Source organism: Saccharothrix sp. ALI-22-I, from assembly GCF_001984175.1.
Classification (GTDB): Bacteria; Actinomycetota; Actinomycetes; order Mycobacteriales; family Pseudonocardiaceae; genus Actinosynnema.
This window is the reverse complement of sequence record NZ_MTQP01000059.1, coordinates 103,053-123,476: the sequence shown is the minus strand read 5'-3', so window position 1 is coordinate 123,476 and position 20,424 is coordinate 103,053. Positions and strand designations below refer to the sequence as shown.

Here is a 20,424-nt window from a genome sequence, read left to right as displayed (position 1 = left end):
TCACGCCGGGCCACCCCGGATCACGCGGATTTCCGCCGCTAGGGTTCCCCCATGGCCGACGCCACAGCGCGCACCGCGCAGCCCGACGACGTGGCGGAGATCGCCCGCATCCACCGAGACACCTGGCGGACCGCCTACTCCGACCTCGTGCCCGCCGAAGTGCTGGAAGCGATCGACGTCGACCGGACCGCGCCCGCGTGGGCCGAGGCGGTCGCGCACGGCCAGGTGTTCGTCGCCACCGAAGGCACCTGGACGGTCGGTTTCTGCATCGCCGGGATGGCGCCCGAAGAAGAAGTGGCCCACGCGGACGGTTCCCTGCCCGACGACGCCTCGACGACGGCACTCGTGAGCGTGCTGGTGGAACCGCGTTGGGGACGACGTGGGCACGGCGGCAGGCTGCTCGCCACCGCGGCCCGCCACCTGCGTGAAGCCGGTGCGACCAGGGGTGTCGCGTGGGTGCCGGAGGCGGACAAGGCCTCGATCGGCTTCTACGGCAAGGCGGACTGGGAGCCGGACGGCACGGTGCGCACCCTGGACGCCAGTGGGCGGCCATTGCGCGAAATAAGGGTAACCGGGGGGCTGTCCCTACTTCTCACGTCCTGACCGACGGGTAGCCTCGACCGAGTGCTTGGTTGGTTGTGCCTCACGTTCGGCGTCGCATTCGGCTCCTCACTGGTGCCGCTGATCAGCATCGAGATTTTCGTGGTCGGGCTGGTGACGCAGCAACCGGGCATTTCGTGCTGGTGGATCGGGCTGGCGGTGGCCCTGGGCCAGGTGCTGGGCAAGATGTTCTACTTCCTGGCCGCACGGGGTTCGCTGCACATGCCGGCGTTCCTCAAGCGCAAGGAGAAGCCGGACAAGGCGTTGTCGCCGTGGCGGCAGAAGTGGAAGACGCGGATGGAGTGGGTGCGCGTGCGCTGTCACCGGCACCCGCACTGGATGTTCGGCACGCACGCGGTCAGCTCGGTGGTCGGCTTACCGCCGTTCGCGTTCACCACCGTGCTGGCGGGTCTGGCGGGCATGTCGTCCTGGCTGTTCGTCTCCACCGGCATGGTCGGCCGGTTCGCCCGGTTCACCGTCTTGGCCGCCTCGCCCGCCGCGATGGCCGGCTGGTGGGTGCACTGACACCGGTGCTGCGTTCGTAGCGCACCAGGCGCTGCTCGGGCAGCCTCAGCCCGTAGTGCTCGTACAGTTCGGCCTGTTCGGCCTCGGACAGCTCCCGTCCGCCCACCCTCGGCGCGTTCTCGACCTCGCGCTTCTCCACCGGCACCACGAGCCTGCGGTCGCGCACTTGGGCGCCGCGGATCGGGACGAGGGTGGGGCCGCCGTCTCTGCGCACGGTGGCCCAGAGCGGACGGCCGTCGGCCACCCACAGCTCGGCGACCGGTCCGATGGGCCGGCCGTGCCGGTCGAGCACGTCACAGTCGTAGAGGCGGTCCACCGCTGCACGGTCCATGCCTCATCGGCTACCCGGCCATTCGGGTGACCGCACGTCGAACCACCCGGTCGTGTGACCCCTACCGGAAGAGTCCCGGCGGAAGAATCTCAGCCGAACAGGTCGATGGCCTTGCGCATGGTTTCCCGCGCCCGGCCCCGGTCACCGGCCAGGTCGTAGGCCTGGGCCAGCAGGAACCACGTCCGCCAGTCCTCCGGCTGCGCCTCCACGTCGGCCCGGCGTTCCTCGAACCACGCGTCGGCGGCCTCCCGGTCCACCCGCCCGGACGGGCGGCGCGGCAACCCGGAGAGGTCGAGGAGACCACCCTCCGCGTCCAGTTGCCGCGCCATCCGCTCGGCGGTGAAACCGAACTTCAGGTTCGTCCACGCGATCCACGCGCCGATCAGCGGCAGCAGCAGCACCCCGACACCGAGGCCGATGCCGACCGGCTCGCCGGTGCCCAGCAGCACCACGGCCCGGCCGCCGAGCAGCACGAAGTACACCGCCAACGCGGCGGTGATCAGGATCGCGACGGTACGTGTTCCCACCAGGTCAGAGGTCCATGTACTTGTCGAGCCCCACGGACAGCCCCGGGTGCCCGGCGATCGACCGCACGGCCAGCAGCACGCCCGGCATGAACGACTTGCGGTCCAGCGAGTCGTGCCGCAGCGTCAGCGTCTCGCCCTCCGTGCCGAACACGACCTCCTGGTGCGCGATCAGCCCGGCCACGCGCAGCGAGTGCACCCGCACGTCGCCCACGAGCGTCCCGCGCGCTCCCGGCGCCTCCTGGGTCGTCGCGTCCGGCATCGGGCCCAGGCCCGCCACCTCGCGCGCCTGGGAGATCAGCCGGGCGGTGTGCGCGGCGGTGCCGGAGGGCGCGTCCACCTTGCGCGGGTGGTGCAGCTCAATGACCTCGACCGACTCGTAGTACCGGGCGGCCAGCTCGGCGAACCGCATGGACAGCACCGCGCCGATGGCGAAGTTCGGCGCGACCAGCACACCCAGCTCCGGCTTCGGCTCCAGCCACTCCGCGACCGTGCCCAACCGCTGGGCGTCGAACCCGGAGGTGCCCACGACGGCGTGGATGTCGTTGTCCACGCAGAACCGGATGTTGTCCATCACCACCTCGGGGCTGGTGAAGTCGACCACCACCTCGGCCCCGGAGTCGGCCAGGTTGAACAGCCAGTCGCCCGCGTCGACCATCGCGACGACTTCCATGTCCGGCGCGTCCTCGACCGCGCGGCACACCTCGGCGCCCATGCGGCCGCGTGCGCCGATGACGCCTACGCGGAGGGGTTCGGAACTCAAGAGATCACCTCGTGCACCTGGGACGGCAGATCGTCGGCGTGAGCGTAAGGGCCGACGACGGCGCCGGCGATCGGACGTCGCAGCAACTCCCGCGCCAACGCCGCGACGTCCTCCGACGTCACCTCGTCGATGCGCGCCAGCGTCTGCTCCACGGACAGGTAATCGCCGTAGTTCAGCTCGCCCTTGCCGATGCGCGACATCCGCGAGCTGGTGTCCTCCAGGCCCAGCACGAGCCCGCCGCGCAGCTGGCCCTTGCCCCGGGTCACCTCCGCCTCACCCAGCCCCTCGCGGGCCACAGTGGACAGCACGTCGCGCACCACACCGGCCACGTCGCCGAGCCGGTCCGGCTGGCAGCCCGCGTAGATCGACAGCGTGCCCGCGTCCGCGTAGAGACCCACCGACGAGTACACCTGGTACGCCAGGCCGCGCCGTTCCCGGACCTCCTGGAACAGCCGCGAGCTCATCCCGCCGCCCAGCGCGGCGTTGAGCACGTTCAACGCGAACCGGCGCTCGTCGTGCCGGTCCAGCCCGCGCACGCCCAGCATCAGGTGCGCCTGCTCGGTGTCGTCGGAGTTCAGCACCAGCCTGCGCGAACCGGGGATGCGGGCCCGACCGGCGCGCGGCGCGACGGGCGTGCCGACGCGGTCCAGCCGGTCGCCGATCTGCTTGCGCACCAGCCGCATCACCTGCGCGTGGTCGATGTTGCCCGCCACCGCGAGCACCATCCGCGGCAGCGTGTAGCGGCGCTTGTAGAACCCGAACAGCGCGTCGCGGCGCATGTCCCCGATGGACTGCTCGGTGCCCAGCACCGGCCGCCCCAGCACGTGCTCGCCCAGCAGGGCGTCGAGGAACGCGTCGTGCAGCAGGTCTTCCGGGTCGTCGTCGCGCATGGCGATCTCTTCGAGCACCACACCGCGTTCGGTCTCGAAGTCCTTCGGCTCGCACAGCGCGTCGAACACCACGTCGCACACCAGGTCCATCGCCAACGGCAGGTCCTCGTCGAGGACGTGCGCGTAGTAGCAGGTGTGCTCCTTGGCGGTGAACGCGTTCAGCTCGCCGCCGACCGCGTCGATCTCCTCGGCGATCTGCGCGGCGGTGCGGTTCGCGGTGCCCTTGAACAGCAGGTGCTCCAGGTAGTGCGCGGCGCCCGCGACCTCGACCCGCTCGTCGCGCGACCCGACCTGCACCCACAGGCCCACCGAGGCCGACCGGACGCCGGGAATCCGCTCGGTGATGACCCGCAGCCCCGACGGCAGCACGCTGCGCCGCACGGCGACACCGGCGTCGCCGCGTTCCAACGACACCGTGCTGCCGGGCTTCTGGAGGTGGCCCAGCCGGCGCGTAAGCGGACGGCCGCGAGTGCCAGAAGCACTCGCGGCCGTCCCGTTGACGCTCGTCGTCACTGCGCCGGGGCCTCGGCGGGTGCGGTGTCCTGCGCCGGGGCCGTGTCCTCGACCGGAGCGTCGGCGGCCGGAGCCGCGTCCGCGTCCTCGTTGACCAGGACCAGGCTGATCTTGCCGCGCTGGTCGATGTCCGCGATCTCGACGCGGAGCTTGTCGCCGACCTTGACGACGTCCTCGACCTTGTTGATGCGCTTGCCGTTGCCCAGCTTCGAGATGTGGATCAGGCCGTCCTTGCCCGGGAGCAGGGACACGAACGCGCCGAACGCCGCGGTCTTCACCACGGTGCCCAGGAAGCGCTCGCCCACCTTCGGCAGCTGCGGGTTCGCGATCGCGTTGATCATGCCGATCGCGGCCTCGGCCGACGGGCCGTCCGCCGCGCCGACGTAGATCGTGCCGTCGTCCTCGATGGAGATGTCGGCACCGGTCTGCTCGGTGATCGAGTTGATCATCTTGCCCTTCGGGCCGATGACCTCGCCGATCTTGTCGGTCGGGATCTTGACCGACGTCACGCGCGGCGCGAACGGGCTCATCTCGTCCGGGGCGTCGATGGCCTCGGCCATGACCTCCAGGATGGTCAGGCGCGCGTCCCGGGCCTGGCCCAGGGCCGCGCCCAGGACCTCGGACGGGATGCCGTCCAGCTTGGTGTCGAGCTGGAGCGCGGTGACGAACTCCTTGGTGCCGGCGACCTTGAAGTCCATGTCGCCGAACGCGTCCTCGGCGCCGAGGATGTCGGTCAGCGCGACGTACTCCGTCTTGCCGTCGACCTCGTCGGACACCAGGCCCATGGCGATGCCCGAGACCGGCGCCTTCAGCGGCACACCGGCGTTGAGCAGCGACATCGTGGACGCGCAGACCGAGCCCATCGACGTCGAGCCGTTGGAGCTGAGCGCCTCGGACACCTGGCGGATCGCGTAGGGGAACTCCTCGCGCTTGGGCAGCACGGGCATCAGCGCCCGCTCGGCCAGCGCGCCGTGGCCGATCTCGCGGCGCTTGGGCGAGCCCACGCGGCCGGTCTCACCGGTGGAGAACGGCGGGAAGTTGTAGTGGTGCAGGTAGCGCTTGTGCGTCTCCGGGGCCAGCGAGTCGATCTGCTGTTCCATGCGCAGCATGTTCAGCGTGGTGACACCCAGGATCTGGGTCTCGCCGCGCTCGAACAGCGCCGAGCCGTGCGCCCGCGGGATCAGCTCGACCTCGGCCGACAGCGACCGGATCTCGGTGAGGCCGCGGCCGTCGATGCGCACCTTGTCGCGCAGGATGCGCTGGCGGACGAGCTTCTTGGTCAGCGAGCGGAACGCCGCGCCGACCTCCTTCTCGCGACCCTCGAACTGCTCGGCCAGCTTCTCCAGCACCGACGCCTTGATCTCGTCGATGCGGGACTCGCGCTCCTGCTTGCCGCCGATGGTCATCGCCTGACCGAGCTCGCCGCCCGCGGCCTGCTCGACGGCCTCGAAGGCGTCGGCCTGGTAGGCCGGGTAGGTCGGGAACTCGCCGGTGGCCTTCGCCGCGACCTGCGCCAGCTGGGCCTGCGCGTCGCACAGCGCCTTGATGAACGGCTTGGACGCCTCCAGACCGGCGGCCACGACCTCTTCGGTGGGCGCCTGCGCGCCCTCACCGATCAGGTCGATGACGTTGTCGGTGGCCTCGGCCTCGACCATCATGATCGCGACGTCGTCACCGACGACACGGCCGGCGACGACCATGTCGAACACGGCCTTCTCCAGCTGCTCGTAGGTCGGGAACGCCACCCACTGGCCCTCGATCAGCGCCACCCGGACGCCACCGATGGGGCCCGAGAACGGCAGACCCGCGAGCTGCGTGGACGCGGACGCGGCGTTGATCGCCACCACGTCGTACAGGTCCTGCGGGTTCAGGCTCATCACCGTGATGACGACCTGGATCTCGTTGCGCAGACCGTCCACGAAGGACGGGCGCAGCGGCCGGTCGATGAGGCGACAGGTCAGGATCGCGTCGGTCGACGGGCGGCCTTCGCGGCGGAAGAACGAGCCGGGGATGCGGCCCGCGGCGTACATGCGCTCCTCGACGTCCACCGTGAGGGGGAAGAAGTCGAAGTGCTCCTTGGGATGCTTCGACGCCGTCGTCGCCGACAGCAGCATCGTCTCGTCGTCCAGGTAGGCGACGACCGAACCCGCCGCCTGGCGGGCCAGGCGACCGGTCTCGAAGCGGATGGTGCGGGTGCCGAATCGACCGTTGTCGATCACGGCTGAAGTCTCGTGGACCTCGACGTCCGTCATTGCGGATACTCCTCGTCATGCGGGTCGCGTCGCGCTCGGGCGCGGGATCGCGGTTCGGACGAGGCCGGTCTTCGATCGAAGTCCCCTGGGTTTCCTACCAGGGGGCCACTACCGAGGACCGGCGAACTGTCGTCCCGTGCGCCGCGCGTGCGTGCGTCCCTCGTCTTTGTTGTTTTCAGTTACGCCAAGGGGGAGTGACCCTGGTGGTCACTCCCCCTCGGCACGTCTCACCTGCGCAGGCCGAGCCGCCCGATCAGGGCGCGGTAGCGCTGGATGTCCACCTTCTGGAGGTAGTTCAGCAGCCGGCGACGCCGGCCGACCAGCAGGAGCAGACCACGACGCGAGTGGTGGTCGTGCTTGTGCTTCTTGAGGTGTTCCGTCAGGTCGGCGATGCGCTTGCTCAGCAGCGCGACCTGGGCCTCGGCCGAACCGGTGTCGGTGTCGTGGACGCCGTACTCGGTGAGGATGGTCTTCTTCTGCTCGGTGGTCAGTGCCACGTGCTCATTACTCCCTGTGCTGGTTAAGTCCCGTGCGGCCCCACGAATGCGGGGTAGTCGGTACTGGCCGCCACGGACCGCAGCCAGACCCAACTGTCGAGGTTACCAGCAGTACCTGCGGACTACGCGTTTGGCGTGCTCAAGGGCACTCGGTCGAGCACCGTGTAGCCGGCCGCCGGGTGGCTGCGCACCAGCACGACCTCCGTCGCGGTCCACTCGCGACCGGTGAACTCCACCAGCGGCAGCGCGGCGCCGCGGGCGACTGTCAGGTGTGGACGCCAGTCCAGCGGCACCCCCGCCGCCTCACCGAGTTCGGCCAGCGCGCCGTCCACCCCGATCCACAGCACGTGCCGGAACACGCCGCTGCCGTGCAGCCGCAGCACCGGCGCGGGCACCCGGTCCAGGCCGGCCAGCTGGTCGGCGGGCTCGGCCGCACCGAAGAACCGGATCGTGACGTGCCAACGGGACGGGTGCTGCCAGCGCAGGCGGGGGTGCGCCTCGCGGAGAGGGCGGAGGGCGTCGTGCAGTTCCCCGACCACGTCGTCGGGCGGGAAGATCGCGGAGAACAGGCTCACCGCAGCGGTCTCAGACGTCGCGGCCCTTGCCCGCGCGGCGCAGCAGCTCGGCCAGCGCCGGGAAGTCCTCGCCCAGCACGTCGGCGGCCTGCGACAACTCGCGGCGGTCGGCCAGCCGGCGCAGGAACGGGAACACCACGGCCTCGTCGTCGGCGCCGTTCACGGGCAGTGAGTCGCGGCTCACCGTGGGCTTCGACAGGCGCACGTCCTCCAACGCCCGCTGCAACGCCTCGGGCGCGCCACTGGCCACGTCGGGGGTGAGGACCTTGCGCTCCAGCATGATCATCCGGGCCAGCACGGACGGGTTGCCGATCTTGGCCCGCCGCCCGCTCATCACCTGGCTCAGCATCGGCGCGCTGATCCCCAGCACGTCCGCGAGCTGCGCCTGCGAGACGCTGAACGCGACCACAAGCCGGCGCACCCGGTCGCCCAAGGGTTCCCCGTACCACTCCCGCTGCAACGCGAGATTGCGCTGGACGATCTTGTGGTCCTCCACCTTCGCCTCTCCCCTGACCGACGGCCGTGACAGGCATCTTGCCAGGTCGTCCTGTGTCACACGGGCGGTTCCACCCACCTGGTTCAACGCCTCAGACGTCGTCCGCGACGACCAGGAGGTCACGGGTCACGGCCACGTCGCGGTGCATCTGCTCCAGCAGCGACTCGACGCTGTCGAACTTCTCCATGTCCCGCAGCCGGTCGACGAAGTCCAGGGCCACCCGCTGGCCGTAGAAGTCCTCGTCCACGTCGAGCACGAACGCCTCCACCCGCCGTTCCCGGCCGGAGAACGTCGGGTTGGTGCCCACGCTCACGGCGGCCTTGAGGCGGCGGCCGGAGCCGTGCACGAACCAGCACGCGTACACGCCGTCCGCGGGCACGGCGGCGAACCGGGCGGTGGAGAGGTTCGCCGTGGGGAAGCCGAGTTCCTTGCCGCGGCCGTCGCCGCGCACCACGATGCCCTCCAGCCGGTGCGGCCGGCCGAGCGCCTGGGCGGCGGTGGCCACGTCACCCGCGTCGATGCACGCGCGGATGTAGGTCGACGAGTACGTCACCCCGTCGTCGGTCACCAGATCCGCTCCCTCGGTCACGAAGCCGAACCGCTTGCCCAGCGCGCGCAGCAGCTCCACGTTGCCGGCGGCCTTGCTGCCGAAGGTGAAGTTCTCCCCCACCACCACGGCGGCCACGTGCAGCCGGTCGACCAGCACCTCGTGCGCGAACTCGTCGGCGGGCGTGCGGGCCACCTCGGCGGTGAACGGGATCACGCAGAACACGTCCACGCCCAGGTCCTCGACCAGTTCGGCACGTCGGCGCAGGCTGGTCAGCTGGGCCGGGTGGCTGCCCGGTCGGACCACTTCGGACGGGTGCGGGTCGAAGGTGATCAGGACGCTGGGCACGCCCTTGTCCGCGGCCAGCCCGACCGCCCGGTTGATCAGCGCCTGGTGCCCGCGGTGCACCCCGTCGAACACGCCGATGGTCACGACGCAGCGGCCCCAGCCGCTCGGTAGGTGGTCCAGTCCTCGCCAGCGTTGCACGCGGGCAAGCCTACGGGTTGGGGTTGACGTCCCGTCCGGCCTGGTGGATCGTGCCGCCCTCACGGGCGACGGCGTTCTGGTTGATCGTGGTCGGCGAGTTGATCTTGTCGATGTAGCCGGCCTGGATCAGGATGCCGTTCACGGTGGCGTCGGAGTGTTTGTTGGACACGTACCTCGGCCGCTCCGGCTTCGCCGCGGGTTCCGGCGTGGCTTCAGGTGCCGTCGTCGTGGCCGGTGCCGGTGCGACGGGGGTCGGCGCGGTTTCCGGTGTCACGGGCTGCACGCGCAGGGCGACGACCACTCCCAACGCGGTGAGCAGCACGACCGCCACCCACGCCCAGGGGTTCCCGCTGCCGTCCGTGGCGAGGTTGATCGCCACCCCGGTGCCCGACGTCACCACACCGGCCGTGGCCGGCCACACCCATTTCCCCATGGCGTCCACGGTAGGCCCTACCCGGCGGGGGTGAGTACCACCAACGGTTTGGCGATCGGGCCCTCGTCCTTGGCCAGCGCGACCACGTGGCCGTCCGGGCCGAACACGCCGTACGTGCCGTCCAGCCCGCCCGCGGCCAGGCGTTGGCCGTGCGACAGGGCGATCGCCTCGCGGGGCGCGATCTCGCGGCGCGGGAAGGCGGTGGACACGGCGGCGTCGAGGTCCAGGGACAGGCCCGGCGCGTTCTCCAACTGCTCCAGGGTCTTGGCCACGCGCAGGTCGAACGGGCCGACGCGGGTGCGGCGCAGGGCCGCCAGGTGGCCGCCGACGCCGAGGTCCGCGCCCAGGTCGCGGGCCAGCGCCCGCACGTAGGTCCCGGACGAGCACTCCACCATCACGTCGAGTTCGGTGGCGTCGTCCTCGCGGCGGATCGACAGCACGTCGAAGCGGTGCACCGTGACCGGGCGCGCCGGGATGTCCACCACCTCACCGGCCCGGACCCGCGCGTACGCGCGCTTGCCGTCGATCTTCACCGCGCTCACCGCGCTCGGCACCTGCTCGATCGGGCCGGTCAGCTTGGCCACCCCGGCCCGGATCGCGTCCTCGTCCACGTCCGACGCGTCGGACGTGGACAGCACTTCGCCCTCGGCGTCGTCGGTGGTGGTGGACGTGCCCAGGCGGATCGTCGACAGGTAGGCCTTGCTGTCCAGCGCCAGGTGCCCGAGCAGCTTCGTGGCCCGTTCGATGCCGAGCACGAGCACGCCGGTCGCCATCGGGTCGAGTGTGCCCGCGTGCCCGACCTTGCGGGTGCCGAGGATGCGGCGGACCTTGGCCACCACGTCGTGCGAGGTCATGCCGTCGGGCTTGTCGATCACGACGAGACCGGGCGGGACAGCGGGCCTGGACGAGCGGGTACCAGAAGATGCGGACACGACCGAGCATCCTAGGCCTCGGCGAACACATCCCAACGCCGGCGACGCAACTGCACGGGCACATCCTCGCCCCGGTCCTCGGCGGCGAACACCGCGGTGCGCGCCCGACGCCACCACACGACCGTGCGCCACACGCCGATCAGCAGCACCGCCACCACGGAAAGGAACGCGATCCGGTACGCCTGCGGCGCCGCGACCACGGGCTCGACCACGTCCAGCAGCACGCCCACGACCAGCGCGGTGAACGTGACCGCGCCGAACCCGCCGACGTTCGCCACACCGGTCGCCGTGCTCACCCGGTGCATCGGGTTGTAGTCGCGCACCAGCGCGAACGCCACGCCGGACACCGGGTTGCCCACCGCCAGCACCGCGAACAGCAGGTACAGCACCGGAGTCGGCAGCACGCCGCCCGGCCAGCCGAGCAGCACCGCCCAGCACAGCACGGCCGCGGCGAGGTACCAGCCGACGATCGGCATCCGCCACTCCGGCCGGCTCGCGATCACCGTGCCCATCAGCGGCCCGGCCACGATCGCCACCAGCACCAACGTGCTCAGCACCGCCGACGCCGACGGACGGGACAGGCCCTGTGCCTCGACCAGGTACGGGAAGCCCCACAGCAGGCCGAGCAGCGCGGGCGTGGACATGGACGTGAAGTGCACCCAGAACCCGAGCCGTGTCCTCGGCTCGCACCAGGCGTCCTTCACCCGGGCGCCCAGGCCGCGAAACGGCACGGGTTCGACCACCGGCTGCGGCACGCCGGCGGGCACCTCGCGGACCCGCCACACGACCACTCCCGCGTACAGCGCCGTCGCCAGGCCCGCGATCAGGAACGTCACCGTCCAGCCCGCGTTGTCCAGCAGGAGCGTCAGCGGCACCGTGGCCACGAGGTTGCCCGCGCCGCCCAGTGCGGCGGACAGCGTCATCACCACGGTGAACCGGCGTGGCGGGAAGTGGGCGGCGGCCAGGCGCAGCACGCTGATCCACGTCATGGCGTCACCGATGCCGAGGACGGCGCGTGCGGCCAGGCCCAGGGGGTAGGAGTCGGCGATCGCGAACAGGACCTGGCCGGTGCCCATGAGCAGGGCGGCGGCGGTGAGCACGCGACGCGGGCCGAAGCGGTCCACCAGCAGGCCGGTGGGGATCTGCATCAGCGCGTAGAGGCCGATCTGGAGCACGGTGAACGTGCCGAGCGCGGCGGGTCCGATGGAGAAGCGGTCGCCGGCCTCCAGGCCGGCCACGCCCAGGGAAGTCCGGTGGAAGAGAGCTGCGATGTAGACGACGACGGCGGTTGACCAGATCAGCCACGCTTGTTTGGTGGCACGATCGACCGGCAAGGCGGGTCTCCTAGGCTTTCCGTGCGGCGGCACTCCCGATATCGAGAAACAGTTGCCTACTGTTAACGATTCCGAGGGTGCTCATCGCCACACCAGGCACCATCACCACACCGCGCCGACCCGCGCCCACTCTCCCGACCGGGTCCGCAGGAGCACCAGGACCAGCCGCAGCACCATGAACGCCGACAGCCCGCTCCAGATCCCGATCAGCCCCCAGCCGAACGCGTAGGACGCCCACACCAGCGGCAGGAACCCGAACGCCGCCGAGGCCAGCGTGGCGGTGCGCAGGAACTTCGCGTCACCCGCGCCGAGCAGCACGCCGTCCAGCGCGAACACCACCCCGGCCACCGGCTGCAACCCGACGAAGAACCACCAGGCGTGCGGGATCTCGTCCAGCACCGCCCGGTCGTCGGTGAACACCAGCGGCAGCGGGCCGGACAGCGCGGCGAACACGACCCCGAGCAGCACGCCGAACCACAGCCCGTACCCGGTGACCTGCCAGGCGAACCGCCGCGCCTGCTCACGACGTTCCGCGCCGAGCGCCGCGCCCACGATCGACTGCGCCGCGATCGCCAACGAGTCCAGCACCAGCGCGAGGAACGTCCACAGCTGCAACACCACTTGGTGCGCGCCCAGCGCACCGACCGACGTGCGGGCGGCGACGGACGCGGCGGACAGGAAGCACGCCTGGAACGCGAGGCTGCGCAGGACCAGGTCACGCCCGAGGCCCAACTGCGCCCGCATCCGGTGCCGGTCCGGCCGCAGGCTCACCCGCTCGGAGCGCAGCGCCTTGAAGAACAACCCGGCCGACAGCACCTGCGCGACCACGTTCGCGATCGCCGAGCCCTCCAGCCCCCAGTGCACGCCGTGCACCAGGACCGGGCACAGCACCGCCGAGATGCCGTTGCCCACCAGCACGTACCGCAGCGGCCGGCCGGTGTCCTGCACACCGCGCATCCACCCGTTGCCCGCCATCGTGACCAGCACGAACGGCGCACCGAACAACGCGATCCGCAACCAGGCGACAGCGTTGTCCGCCACCGCCCCCTCACCACCCAGCAGCCGTGCCGCGGGCCCGGCCAGCAACTGACCCAACACGATCACCAGCAGACCGACCGCCAACGCCAGCCAAGTCGCCTGCACACCCTCTTCGACGGCCTCCCGCCGCCGCCCCGCCCCGAACAACCGCGCGGTCCGCGCCGTCGTCCCATAGGACAGAAACGTCAACTGCGTAGCAACCTGCGTGAACAGCACCCCGCCCAAGGCCAACCCGGCCAACGGCAGCCCACCCAGATGCCCCACCACCGCCGTATCCACCAGCACATACAGCGGCTCCGCCGCCAACACCACCAACGCCGGCGCCGCCAACCCCACCACCCGCCGCGCCGGCACCCGCTCCTCCACCCAACTCCCTCAATCCACACTCACGCGCGTGTCCATCACTCAGAACACGCGTGTCCAACGCTCAGAACACGCGTGTCCAACGCTCAGAACACGCGTGTCCAACGTTCAGAACACGCGTGTCCAACGTTCAGAACGCGTGAGTTGAACGCTCAGAACGCGAGAGTCGTACGTTCAGGTCACGAGAGTCGAACACTGAGGTCCCGAGAGTTCTACGTTCGGGACCCCTGAGTTCTACGTTCAGGATGCGGTGACGGTGTCGAGGGCGGCGTGGAGCTTGGCCAGGACCTGGTCGGCGGGTCCGGCGGCGGTGAAGCCGGCGGCCAGGCGGTGGCCGCCGCCGCCGAGCAGTTGCGCCACCTCGCGCACGTCCACCCGGCTCACCGCGCGCAACGACACCGACCACGTCAACGGCCGCAGTTCCTTGAGCACCGCCGCCACCTCGGCCTCAGCCGTGGTGCGCACCAGGTCGACCACGCTCTCCACCTCCTCGGGCCGCAGCCCGGAGGCGTCCTCCAACGTCACGACGGCGTGCACGAACCCCAGCCCGCCCGCGGCCTCACGATCCAGGCACGCCCGGCTCAGCACCTTCGCCAACATCCCGAGGTACCCGAACGGGTGAGAGTCCATCAGTGGCCGGGCCACCGCCTCGGCGTCCACCCCGGCCGCGATCAGCCGGGCGGCCACCTCGTGCGTCGACGCCGACGCGTGCCGGAACGACCGGGTGTCCGTCACCAGACCGGCATAAATACACCGGGCCACCGGCTCGTCCAGTTCGACACCGAGCGAGTCCAGCAGCCGCAGCACCACGATCGCGGTCGCCTCGGCCCGGTCGTCCACCACGTTCACGTGCCCGAACCGCGGGTTCGACACGTGGTGGTCCAACACCACCACCACACCGGCGGTGGACACCCGATCGGCCAACGGCCCGAGCCGCCCGACACTGCCGGTGTCCAACGCCACCAGCACGGGCGGCGCGGCGGGCACTTCGGCGGCGGGCACGAGCAGCCCCGCCACGTCCAGGTTCCGCAACGTCTCCGGCACGTCGTCCGGCGCGCCGAACGACACCCGGACCGCCACCCCTCGGCGGTGCAGGGCCAACCCCAGCGCCAACGCGCTGCCCAACGCGTCCGCGTCGGGGTTCACGTGGGCCAGCAGCGTGACGTCGGTGGCAGTGGACAGGACGCGGGCCGCCTCGGCGAGGTCGGCGCTCATGTCGTCGGACAAGCTCGGGTCGTTGTGCACAACCGGAACGCTAGTCGGCGTCCTCGGCTTCGCGCGGAGGCTTGTACGGGTCCGGCTCGCCCGCGGGTTCGGCACCGTGCGCGATGCGCGCCACCTCGGCGTCCAACTCACGCGCCTTGGCCAGCAGCTCGTCCATCCGACGCGCCTCTTCGGGCACGTTGTCGGTGACGAACGCCAGGGTCGGCGTGAACCGGACACCGGTCTGCTGGCCGACCATCGTGCGCAGCACGCCCTTGGCGCTCTCCAGCGCCGCCGCGGCACCCGCGAGGTCCGGTTCGGAGTCCAGCTTCTCGCCGAGCACGGTGTAGTAGACCGTCGCGTCGTGCAGGTCGCCGGTCACCCTCGTGTCGGTGATGGTGACGCGGGCCAGCCGCGGGTCCTTCACCTCGTGCTCCAACGCGGAAGCCACGATCTGCGAGATCCGCTTGGCCAGCTTGCGAGCCCGTGCCTGGTCGGCCACGGCGCTCCCCTCCTACTCGTCCGAATCCGTCGCCTCGCGGCAACGGTTGCTAGTCGTCCTCCGGCCCGACCAGCCTGTGGCGGGCGGAGAGAAGTTCCAGTTCGGGCCGTCCGGCCACCAGCCGCTCGCAGGCGGCCATGACGTCCCTGACATGCTCGGCGTCGGCGGCGACGGCCGCCACTCCGATGAGCGCGCGGCGGTGCAGGTCCAGGTGACCCGCCTCGGCGACGGACACCTCGAACCTGCGGCGCAGCTCGGCCACGATGGGCTTGACCACGGACCGCTTCTGCTTCAACGAGTGGACGTCACCGAGCAACACGTCCAGCTCAAGGGCACCCACGAACACAGATGATCACCAGGTGTTCAAGGGTGCGGGGCCGCCGGCTTCGACGGCCCCGCACCTCGCTGAAGACGATCAGGCGCGCGGCTTCTCGCGCATCTCGAACGTCTCGATCATGTCGCCGACCTTCAGGTCGCTGTAGTTGCCGAGCGTCAGACCGCACTCGAAGCCCTCGCGGACCTCGGTGGCGTCCTCCTTGAACCGGCGCAGCGAGCTGATGGGCAGGTTCTCCTGGATGACGTTGTTGTCACGCAGCAGACGTGCCCGCGCGTTGCGGCGGATCTCGCCCGACATCACGAGGCAACCGGCGATCGTGCCGACCTTGGAGGACTTGAAGACCTCGCGGACCTCCGCGCGGCCCAGCTGGACCTCTTCGTACTCCGGCTTGAGCATGCCCTTGAGGGCCTGCTCGATCTCGTCGATCGCCTGGTAGATCACCGTGTAGTAGCGGACGTCCACGCCCTCGCGGTTGGCGAGTTCGGTGGCCTTGCCCTCGGCCCGGACGTTGAAGCCCAGGACGATGGCGCTACCCGCGACGGCGAGGTTGATGTCGCCTTCGGTGATGCCACCGACGCCCCGGTGGATGACCCGCAGCTCGACGTCGTCGCCGACCTCGATCTTCATCAGCGCGTCTTCCAGTGCCTCGACGGTACCGGAGTTGTCGCCCTTGATGATCAAGGTGAGGGCGCTCGTCTCCTTCAACGCGGCGTCCAGGTCTTCCAGGCTGACGCGCTTGCGCTTCGCGGCGTTCATCGCGTTGCGGTTGCGGGCCTGGCGGCGCTCGGCGATCTGCCGGGCCACCCGGTCCTCCTCGACCACGAGGAACGTGTCGCCCGCGCCGGGCACCGAGGTGAGGCCGATGACCTGCACCGGACGCGACGGCGTCGCCACCGTGACGTCCACGCCGTGCTCGTCGACCATGCGGCGCACGCGACCGTAGGCGGCACCCGCCACGATCGAGTCACCCACGCGGAGCGAACCGCGCTGCACCAGCACCGTGGCCACCGGGCCGCGACCGCGGTCCAGGTGAGCCTCGATGGCGACGCCCTGCGCCTCCATCTCCGGGTTGGCCCGCAGGTCGAGCGACGCGTCGGCGGTCAGCAGGATCGCTTCCAGCAGGCCGTCGATGTTGATGCCCTGCTTCGCCGAGATGTCGACGAACATGGTGTCGCCGCCATACTCCTCGGCGACCAGCCCGTACTCGGTGAGCTGCTGGCGGATCTTGGCGGGGTTGGCCCCCTCCTTGTCGATCTTGTTGACCGCGACCACGATCGGCGCGTTGGCCGCCTGGGCGTGGTTGATCGCTTCCACCGTCTGCGGCATCACGCCGTCGTCGGCCGCCACCACGATGACCGCGATGTCGGTCGAGTTCGCACCACGAGCACGCATGGCGGTGAACGCCTCGTGACCCGGGGTGTCGATGAAGGTGATCAGGCGCTCGTTGCCTTCGAGCTCCGTGTTCACCTGGTAGGCGCCGATGTGCTGGGTGATGCCACCCGCCTCGCCCTCGGCCACCTTCGCCGTGCGGATGGTGTCCAACAGGCGCGTCTTACCGTGGTCGACGTGACCCATGACGGTCACGACCGGCGGACGGATCTGCAGGTCGTCCTCGCCACCGGCGTCGTCGCCGTAGGTGATGTCGAACGTCCCGAGCAGCTCGCGGTCCTCCTCCTCGGGGGACACGACCTGCACGTTGTAGTTCATCTCGGAGCCCAGGAGCTCCAGGATCTCGTCGGACACCGACTGCGTCGCGGTGACCATCTCGCCGAGGTGGAACAGCACCTGCACCAGCGAAGCCGGGTTGGCGTTGATCTTGTCGGCGAAGTCGGTCAGCGAAGCGCCGCGCGGCAGGCGGATCGACTCGCCGTTGCCCTTGGGCAGACGGACGCCGCCGACCGAAGGCGCCTGCATGTTGTCCATGTATTCCTGGCGCTTCTGCCGCTTCGACTTGCGGCCACGACGCGCCGGACCACCGGGACGGCCGAAGGCGCCCGCGGCACCGCCGCGTCCACCGGGACCGCCACCACCGGGACGACCGCGGAAACCGCCGCCACCACCGGCCGGTGCGCCACCGCCACCGCCGCCTGCGCCGCCACCGGGACGGAAGCCACCGCCACCGCCACCGCCGCCACCGGGGCGGAAGCCGCCACCGGCGCCGCCGCCACCGCCACCACCGGGACGGAAGCCACCGCCACCGCCACCGCCGCCACCGGGACGACCGCCACCGCCACCGCCGCCACCAGGGCCACGGCCACCGCCGCCACCACCGGGACCGCCGGGGCCACGACCGCCGCCGCCACCACCGCCACCAGGACGGGGCGCCGGACGACCGGGCATCATGCCCGGGTTCGGCCGCGGCGGCATGTTGCCGGGGTTGGGACGGGGACCGCCGGGACCGCCACCGGAGCCACCCGGACGGGGGCCGGCCGGACGCGAGTCACCGGGCTTGGGGCCGGACGGCCGCTCGCCGCCACCGGGCTGGGCCGGACGCGGCGCCTGCGGACGCGGCGCGGGAGCGCCACCGCCGACACCGAAGGGGTTGTTGCCCGGACGCGGGGGCCGCGGACCGGCAGGCTTGGGAGACTGCGGGCGCGGCGGAACCACGGACGGGGGGTTGTTCTGCGCGGCCGCGGGCTGCTGCTGCGGTGCGCGGGGGCCGGGACGCGGGCCGGGGCCACTGGTCCGCGGCGCCTGCTGAGGCGCCTGCTGGGGCTGCTGCCGGGGGGCTGCGGCCGGAGCGGGGGTCTGCGCGGGAGCCGGTGCCGGTGCCGGTGCCTGGGCGGCCGCGGCGGCCGGAGCCGGTGCAGGTGCCTGGGGCTGCGCGGCGGGCGCGACCGGGGCCGGAGCCGCGGGCGCCGGAGCGACGGGCTTCGGAGCCATCGGCTTGGGGCCGGGCACGGGACGCGGACCCGGCTTGCCGGCCGGAGCCGGCGGGCGCGGGGTGGTCTCGGTCCTGGTCTCGCCCGACGACGGCGCGGGCTTCGGCGGCGCCGGACGGGCGCCGGCCGGCTTGGACTTGCCGTCGTTCTTGGCGTAGGCGTCACGGAGCCGCCGGGCCACGGGGGCCTCGACGGTGCTGGACGCGGACTTCACGTATTCGCCCTGATCGGCGAGCTTGGTCAGTAGTTCTTTACTCGTGACACCGAGCTCTTTGGCGAGCTCGTGCACGCGGGCCTTACCTGCCACTGCACTCCTCTGGCGAAGGAGGTCAACGGCAGTCCCGTCGACCTCGTCTTAACGTCGCGCGTTCATGTCTTCAGCTTCACGGCTGACTCATGACGGGTCGACCTGCTTCCTTGCTTCCTGCTGGTCACGGGGCGATCCCGCGACCTCCTGCCCACACTGCTCGAGATGACCGCGCACGCGTTCCACGTCGAGCGGTCCCTGGACCCTGAAGGCCCTGGGGAACGCCCGTCGCTTCTCGGCGTTGCGGAGGCAGTCCGGATCGGGGTGCAGCCATGCTCCCCTACCGGGCAACCGTCGACGTGTGTCCGGGACCACGGTCCCGTCCACGACCACCACGCGCAGCAGCTCGGAGGGCAACGTCCGAGCGCGGCATCCTATGCACGTACGAACCGGGCCGATGTGCGTGAGAACCGATCCCCGACGTTGAACCACTGCGAAGTCTATCCCCTATTGCCTATTCAGCCGAACCGGATGCCGATGCGCCCGCCGGAGCGGCCCCGCCGGCTTCGGCATCGCTGCGGATGTCGATGCGCCAGCCGGTCAGCCGCGCGGCCAACCGGGCGTTCTGGCCCTCCTTGCCGATGGCGAGGGAGAGCTGGAAGTCCGGCACCACGACACGCGCGGTCTTGGCGCGCTCGTCGAGCACCCGCACCGATACAACCTTCGCCGGTGACAAGGCATTCCCGACGAACGTGGCCGGGTCGTCCGAGTGGTCGATGATGTCGATCTTCTCGCCGGCCAACTCGCTCATGACGTTGCGCACACGGGCGCCCATCGGCCCGATGCACGCGCCCTTGGCGTTGACGCCGGGCACCGTGGTGCGGACCGCGATCTTCGAACGGTGACCTGCCTCACGTGCCACCGCGGGGATCTCCACGGTGCCGTCGGCGATCTCGGGCACCTCCAGCGCGAACAGCCGGCGCACCAGGTTCGGGTGCGTGCGCGACAACGTGATCTGCGGGCCGCGGGTGCCGCGGGACACGCCCACGACGTAGCACTTGAGCCGCGAACCGTGCTCGTAGGACTCGCCGGGCACCTGCTCGGCGGGCGGCAGCACGCCCTCGGTGTCCCCTATCTGCACGACGACCATGCCGCGGGCGTTGGCGCGGGCGTCGCGCTGCACGACACCGCCGATGATCTCGCCCTCCTTGGCGGAGAACTCGCCGAACGTGCGCTCGTGCTCGGCGTCGCGCAGGCGTTGCAGGATGACCTGCCGGGCGGTGGTGGCGGCGATACGGCCGAACCCCTCGGGGGTGTCGTCCCACTCCTCCAGCACCGTGCCGTCGGGGTTGAGCTCCTGCGCGAGCACGCGCACCAGACCGGTCTTGCGGTCGATCTCCACCCGTGAGTGCGAGTGGTGGCCCTCGGTGTGCTTGTAAGCGGTCAGCAGGGCGGTCTCGATGGCTTCGAGAACCGTGTCGAAGGGGATGTCTTTGTCCCGTTCGATCGCCCTGAGAGCGGCGATGTCGACGTTCACTCCGACTCCTCCTTCAGGTGCTTGCCTTCGAGGAGCGCGAGCTCTTCGACCGGCGGCTGCTTGAACTCGACTTCGACGACGGCGCGCTCGATCGTCTCGTACTCGACGCGGCGCAGCTCGCCCTTGACCAGCAGCACGACGCCGGTGTCGTCGGCCTCGCCGACCCGGCCGAACCACTCGACCTGGTCCGGTTGCTTGACCTTGACCAGGCGCAGCCGGCTGCGCTTCCAGTGGCGCGGCCTGGTGAGCGGGCGGTCCGCGCCGGGCGAGGTGACCTCGAGCGTGTACGGCCCCGCGATCAGGTGCTCGTGGGCGTCGAGGGCGGCGGACACGGCGCGGCTGGCCTGCGCCACCTCGTCCAGTCCGATCCCCTCGTCGCCGTCCACGACCACCTTGACCAGCCTGCGACGCCCAGCCTGGTTCACGTCGAGCGTCTCGAGGTCGAAGCCGATGGCCTCGACCGCCTCCCGCACGACGGGTGCTAGCTGCGCGGCGAGTTCTCCGCGCGGCGGGCTGGACACGTGGTGACTCCAAGTTCTCTTCGAGTGCAGAGGGCACGGCAACCCCGGCCGACGCTGCACTTCGCCGGCCGTGGTCGTTCAGACTATCTCGTTCGG

22 protein-coding genes are annotated in these 20,424 nt (G+C 70.9%); 2 read left to right on the top strand and 20 right to left on the bottom strand.

Annotation, left to right across the window (positions count from 1 at the left end; genetic code table 11):
* Positions 1-51: 51 nt before the first annotated feature.
* On the top strand, positions 52-603 hold the full coding sequence (locus tag ALI22I_RS18935; protein WP_077006842.1) for a GNAT family N-acetyltransferase: 552 nt from the start codon (positions 52-54) through the stop codon (positions 601-603).
* A 21-nt stretch (positions 604-624) separates the two neighbouring features.
* Positions 625-1,125: a hypothetical protein gene (locus ALI22I_RS18930; protein ID WP_077006841.1), complete on the top strand. Its 501-nt coding sequence runs from the start codon at positions 625-627 to the stop codon at positions 1,123-1,125.
* On the opposite strand, the gene ALI22I_RS18925 is transcribed toward ALI22I_RS18930, so the two are convergent.
* From ALI22I_RS18925 to rimP, 20 genes are all read right to left on the bottom strand, one after another.
* Positions 1,073-1,456 (bottom strand): PRC-barrel domain-containing protein, encoded by a 384-nt coding sequence (locus ALI22I_RS18925; protein ID WP_077006840.1) that lies wholly within the window; start codon positions 1,454-1,456, stop codon positions 1,073-1,075. The two genes, ALI22I_RS18930 and ALI22I_RS18925, sit on opposite strands and share 53 nt — an antisense overlap.
* Positions 1,457-1,545: 89 nt before the next feature.
* Positions 1,546-1,983, bottom strand: coding sequence for a tetratricopeptide repeat protein (locus ALI22I_RS18920; RefSeq protein WP_077006839.1), 438 nt, complete (start codon positions 1,981-1,983; stop codon positions 1,546-1,548).
* A 4-nt stretch (positions 1,984-1,987) separates the two neighbouring features.
* A complete protein-coding gene (gene dapB / locus ALI22I_RS18915) occupies positions 1,988-2,743 on the bottom strand; it encodes a 4-hydroxy-tetrahydrodipicolinate reductase (protein WP_077006838.1) in 756 nt (251 codons plus the stop codon).
* Entirely contained in the window at positions 2,740-4,077 is a 1,338-nt protein-coding gene (locus tag ALI22I_RS18910) for a M16 family metallopeptidase (RefSeq protein WP_443216948.1), read from the bottom strand. Before ALI22I_RS18910 ends, dapB begins: the two co-directional genes overlap by 4 nt.
* Positions 4,078-4,142: 65 nt before the next feature.
* The gene (locus ALI22I_RS18905) at positions 4,143-6,398 is read right to left on the bottom strand and encodes a polyribonucleotide nucleotidyltransferase (protein ID WP_077006836.1); all 2,256 of its coding nucleotides are present in this window, start codon (positions 6,396-6,398) and stop codon (positions 4,143-4,145) included.
* 227 nt (positions 6,399-6,625) lie between these two features.
* A complete protein-coding gene (gene rpsO / locus ALI22I_RS18900) occupies positions 6,626-6,895 on the bottom strand; it encodes a 30S ribosomal protein S15 (protein WP_053719941.1) in 270 nt (89 codons plus the stop codon).
* Positions 6,896-7,017: 122 nt separating this feature from the next.
* On the bottom strand, positions 7,018-7,470 hold the full coding sequence (locus ALI22I_RS18895) for a 2'-5' RNA ligase family protein (RefSeq protein ID WP_077006835.1): 453 nt from the start codon (positions 7,468-7,470) through the stop codon (positions 7,018-7,020).
* Between the two features lie 10 nt (positions 7,471-7,480).
* Entirely contained in the window at positions 7,481-7,966 is a 486-nt protein-coding gene (locus ALI22I_RS18890; protein ID WP_077006975.1) for a helix-turn-helix domain-containing protein, read from the bottom strand.
* Positions 7,967-8,057: 91 nt separating this feature from the next.
* Entirely contained in the window at positions 8,058-8,999 is a 942-nt protein-coding gene (locus ALI22I_RS18885) for a bifunctional riboflavin kinase/FAD synthetase (RefSeq protein ID WP_077006834.1), read from the bottom strand.
* A 10-nt stretch (positions 9,000-9,009) separates the two neighbouring features.
* Entirely contained in the window at positions 9,010-9,432 is a 423-nt protein-coding gene (locus tag ALI22I_RS18880) for a hypothetical protein (RefSeq protein ID WP_077006833.1), read from the bottom strand.
* 17 nt (positions 9,433-9,449) lie between these two features.
* Positions 9,450-10,364, bottom strand: coding sequence for a tRNA pseudouridine(55) synthase TruB (gene truB / locus ALI22I_RS18875; RefSeq protein ID WP_077006832.1), 915 nt, complete (start codon positions 10,362-10,364; stop codon positions 9,450-9,452).
* An 11-nt stretch (positions 10,365-10,375) separates the two neighbouring features.
* Positions 10,376-11,698 carry an MFS transporter gene (locus ALI22I_RS18870; protein ID WP_077006831.1) on the bottom strand — a complete coding sequence of 441 codons (1,323 nt, stop codon included), beginning with the start codon at positions 11,696-11,698 and terminating at the stop codon, positions 10,376-10,378.
* 102 nt (positions 11,699-11,800) lie between these two features.
* A complete protein-coding gene (locus ALI22I_RS18865) occupies positions 11,801-13,102 on the bottom strand; it encodes an MATE family efflux transporter (RefSeq protein ID WP_077006830.1) in 1,302 nt (433 codons plus the stop codon).
* 237 nt (positions 13,103-13,339) lie between these two features.
* Positions 13,340-14,314, bottom strand: coding sequence for a DHH family phosphoesterase (locus tag ALI22I_RS18860; RefSeq protein ID WP_077006974.1), 975 nt, complete (start codon positions 14,312-14,314; stop codon positions 13,340-13,342).
* Between the two features lie 40 nt (positions 14,315-14,354).
* Positions 14,355-14,804 (bottom strand): 30S ribosome-binding factor RbfA, encoded by a 450-nt coding sequence (gene rbfA / locus ALI22I_RS18855; RefSeq protein WP_077006829.1) that lies wholly within the window; start codon positions 14,802-14,804, stop codon positions 14,355-14,357.
* A 49-nt stretch (positions 14,805-14,853) separates the two neighbouring features.
* Positions 14,854-15,150: a DUF503 domain-containing protein gene (locus ALI22I_RS18850; RefSeq protein WP_077006828.1), complete on the bottom strand. Its 297-nt coding sequence runs from the start codon at positions 15,148-15,150 to the stop codon at positions 14,854-14,856.
* A gap of 69 nt (positions 15,151-15,219) precedes the next feature.
* Positions 15,220-18,330: a translation initiation factor IF-2 gene (infB, locus tag ALI22I_RS18845; protein ID WP_077006827.1), complete on the bottom strand. Its 3,111-nt coding sequence runs from the start codon at positions 18,328-18,330 to the stop codon at positions 15,220-15,222.
* An 87-nt stretch (positions 18,331-18,417) separates the two neighbouring features.
* Complete coding sequence (locus ALI22I_RS18840) at positions 18,418-18,762, bottom strand: YlxR family protein (protein ID WP_083751830.1); 345 nt, start codon at positions 18,760-18,762, stop codon at positions 18,418-18,420.
* Between the two features lie 22 nt (positions 18,763-18,784).
* A complete protein-coding gene (gene nusA / locus ALI22I_RS18835; protein WP_077006825.1) occupies positions 18,785-19,807 on the bottom strand; it encodes a transcription termination factor NusA in 1,023 nt (340 codons plus the stop codon).
* Complete coding sequence (gene rimP, locus ALI22I_RS18830; RefSeq protein WP_077006824.1) at positions 19,804-20,328, bottom strand: ribosome maturation factor RimP; 525 nt, start codon at positions 20,326-20,328, stop codon at positions 19,804-19,806. The genes nusA and rimP overlap by 4 nt, the downstream gene beginning before the upstream one ends.
* Positions 20,329-20,424: the final 96 nt, after the last annotated feature.

Coding starts and splice junctions, on each gene's coding strand:
- ALI22I_RS18935 (WP_077006842.1), top strand. CDS start 52: ATGGCCGACGCCACAGCGCGCACCGCGCAGCCCGACGACGTGGCGGAG.
- ALI22I_RS18925 (WP_077006840.1), bottom strand. CDS start 1,456: ATGGACCGTGCAGCGGTGGACCGCCTCTACGACTGTGACGTGCTCGAC.
- ALI22I_RS18905 (WP_077006836.1), bottom strand. CDS start 6,398: ATGACGGACGTCGAGGTCCACGAGACTTCAGCCGTGATCGACAACGGT.
- ALI22I_RS18880 (WP_077006833.1), bottom strand. CDS start 9,432: ATGGGGAAATGGGTGTGGCCGGCCACGGCCGGTGTGGTGACGTCGGGC.
- ALI22I_RS18860 (WP_077006974.1), bottom strand. CDS start 14,314: ATGAGCGCCGACCTCGCCGAGGCGGCCCGCGTCCTGTCCACTGCCACC.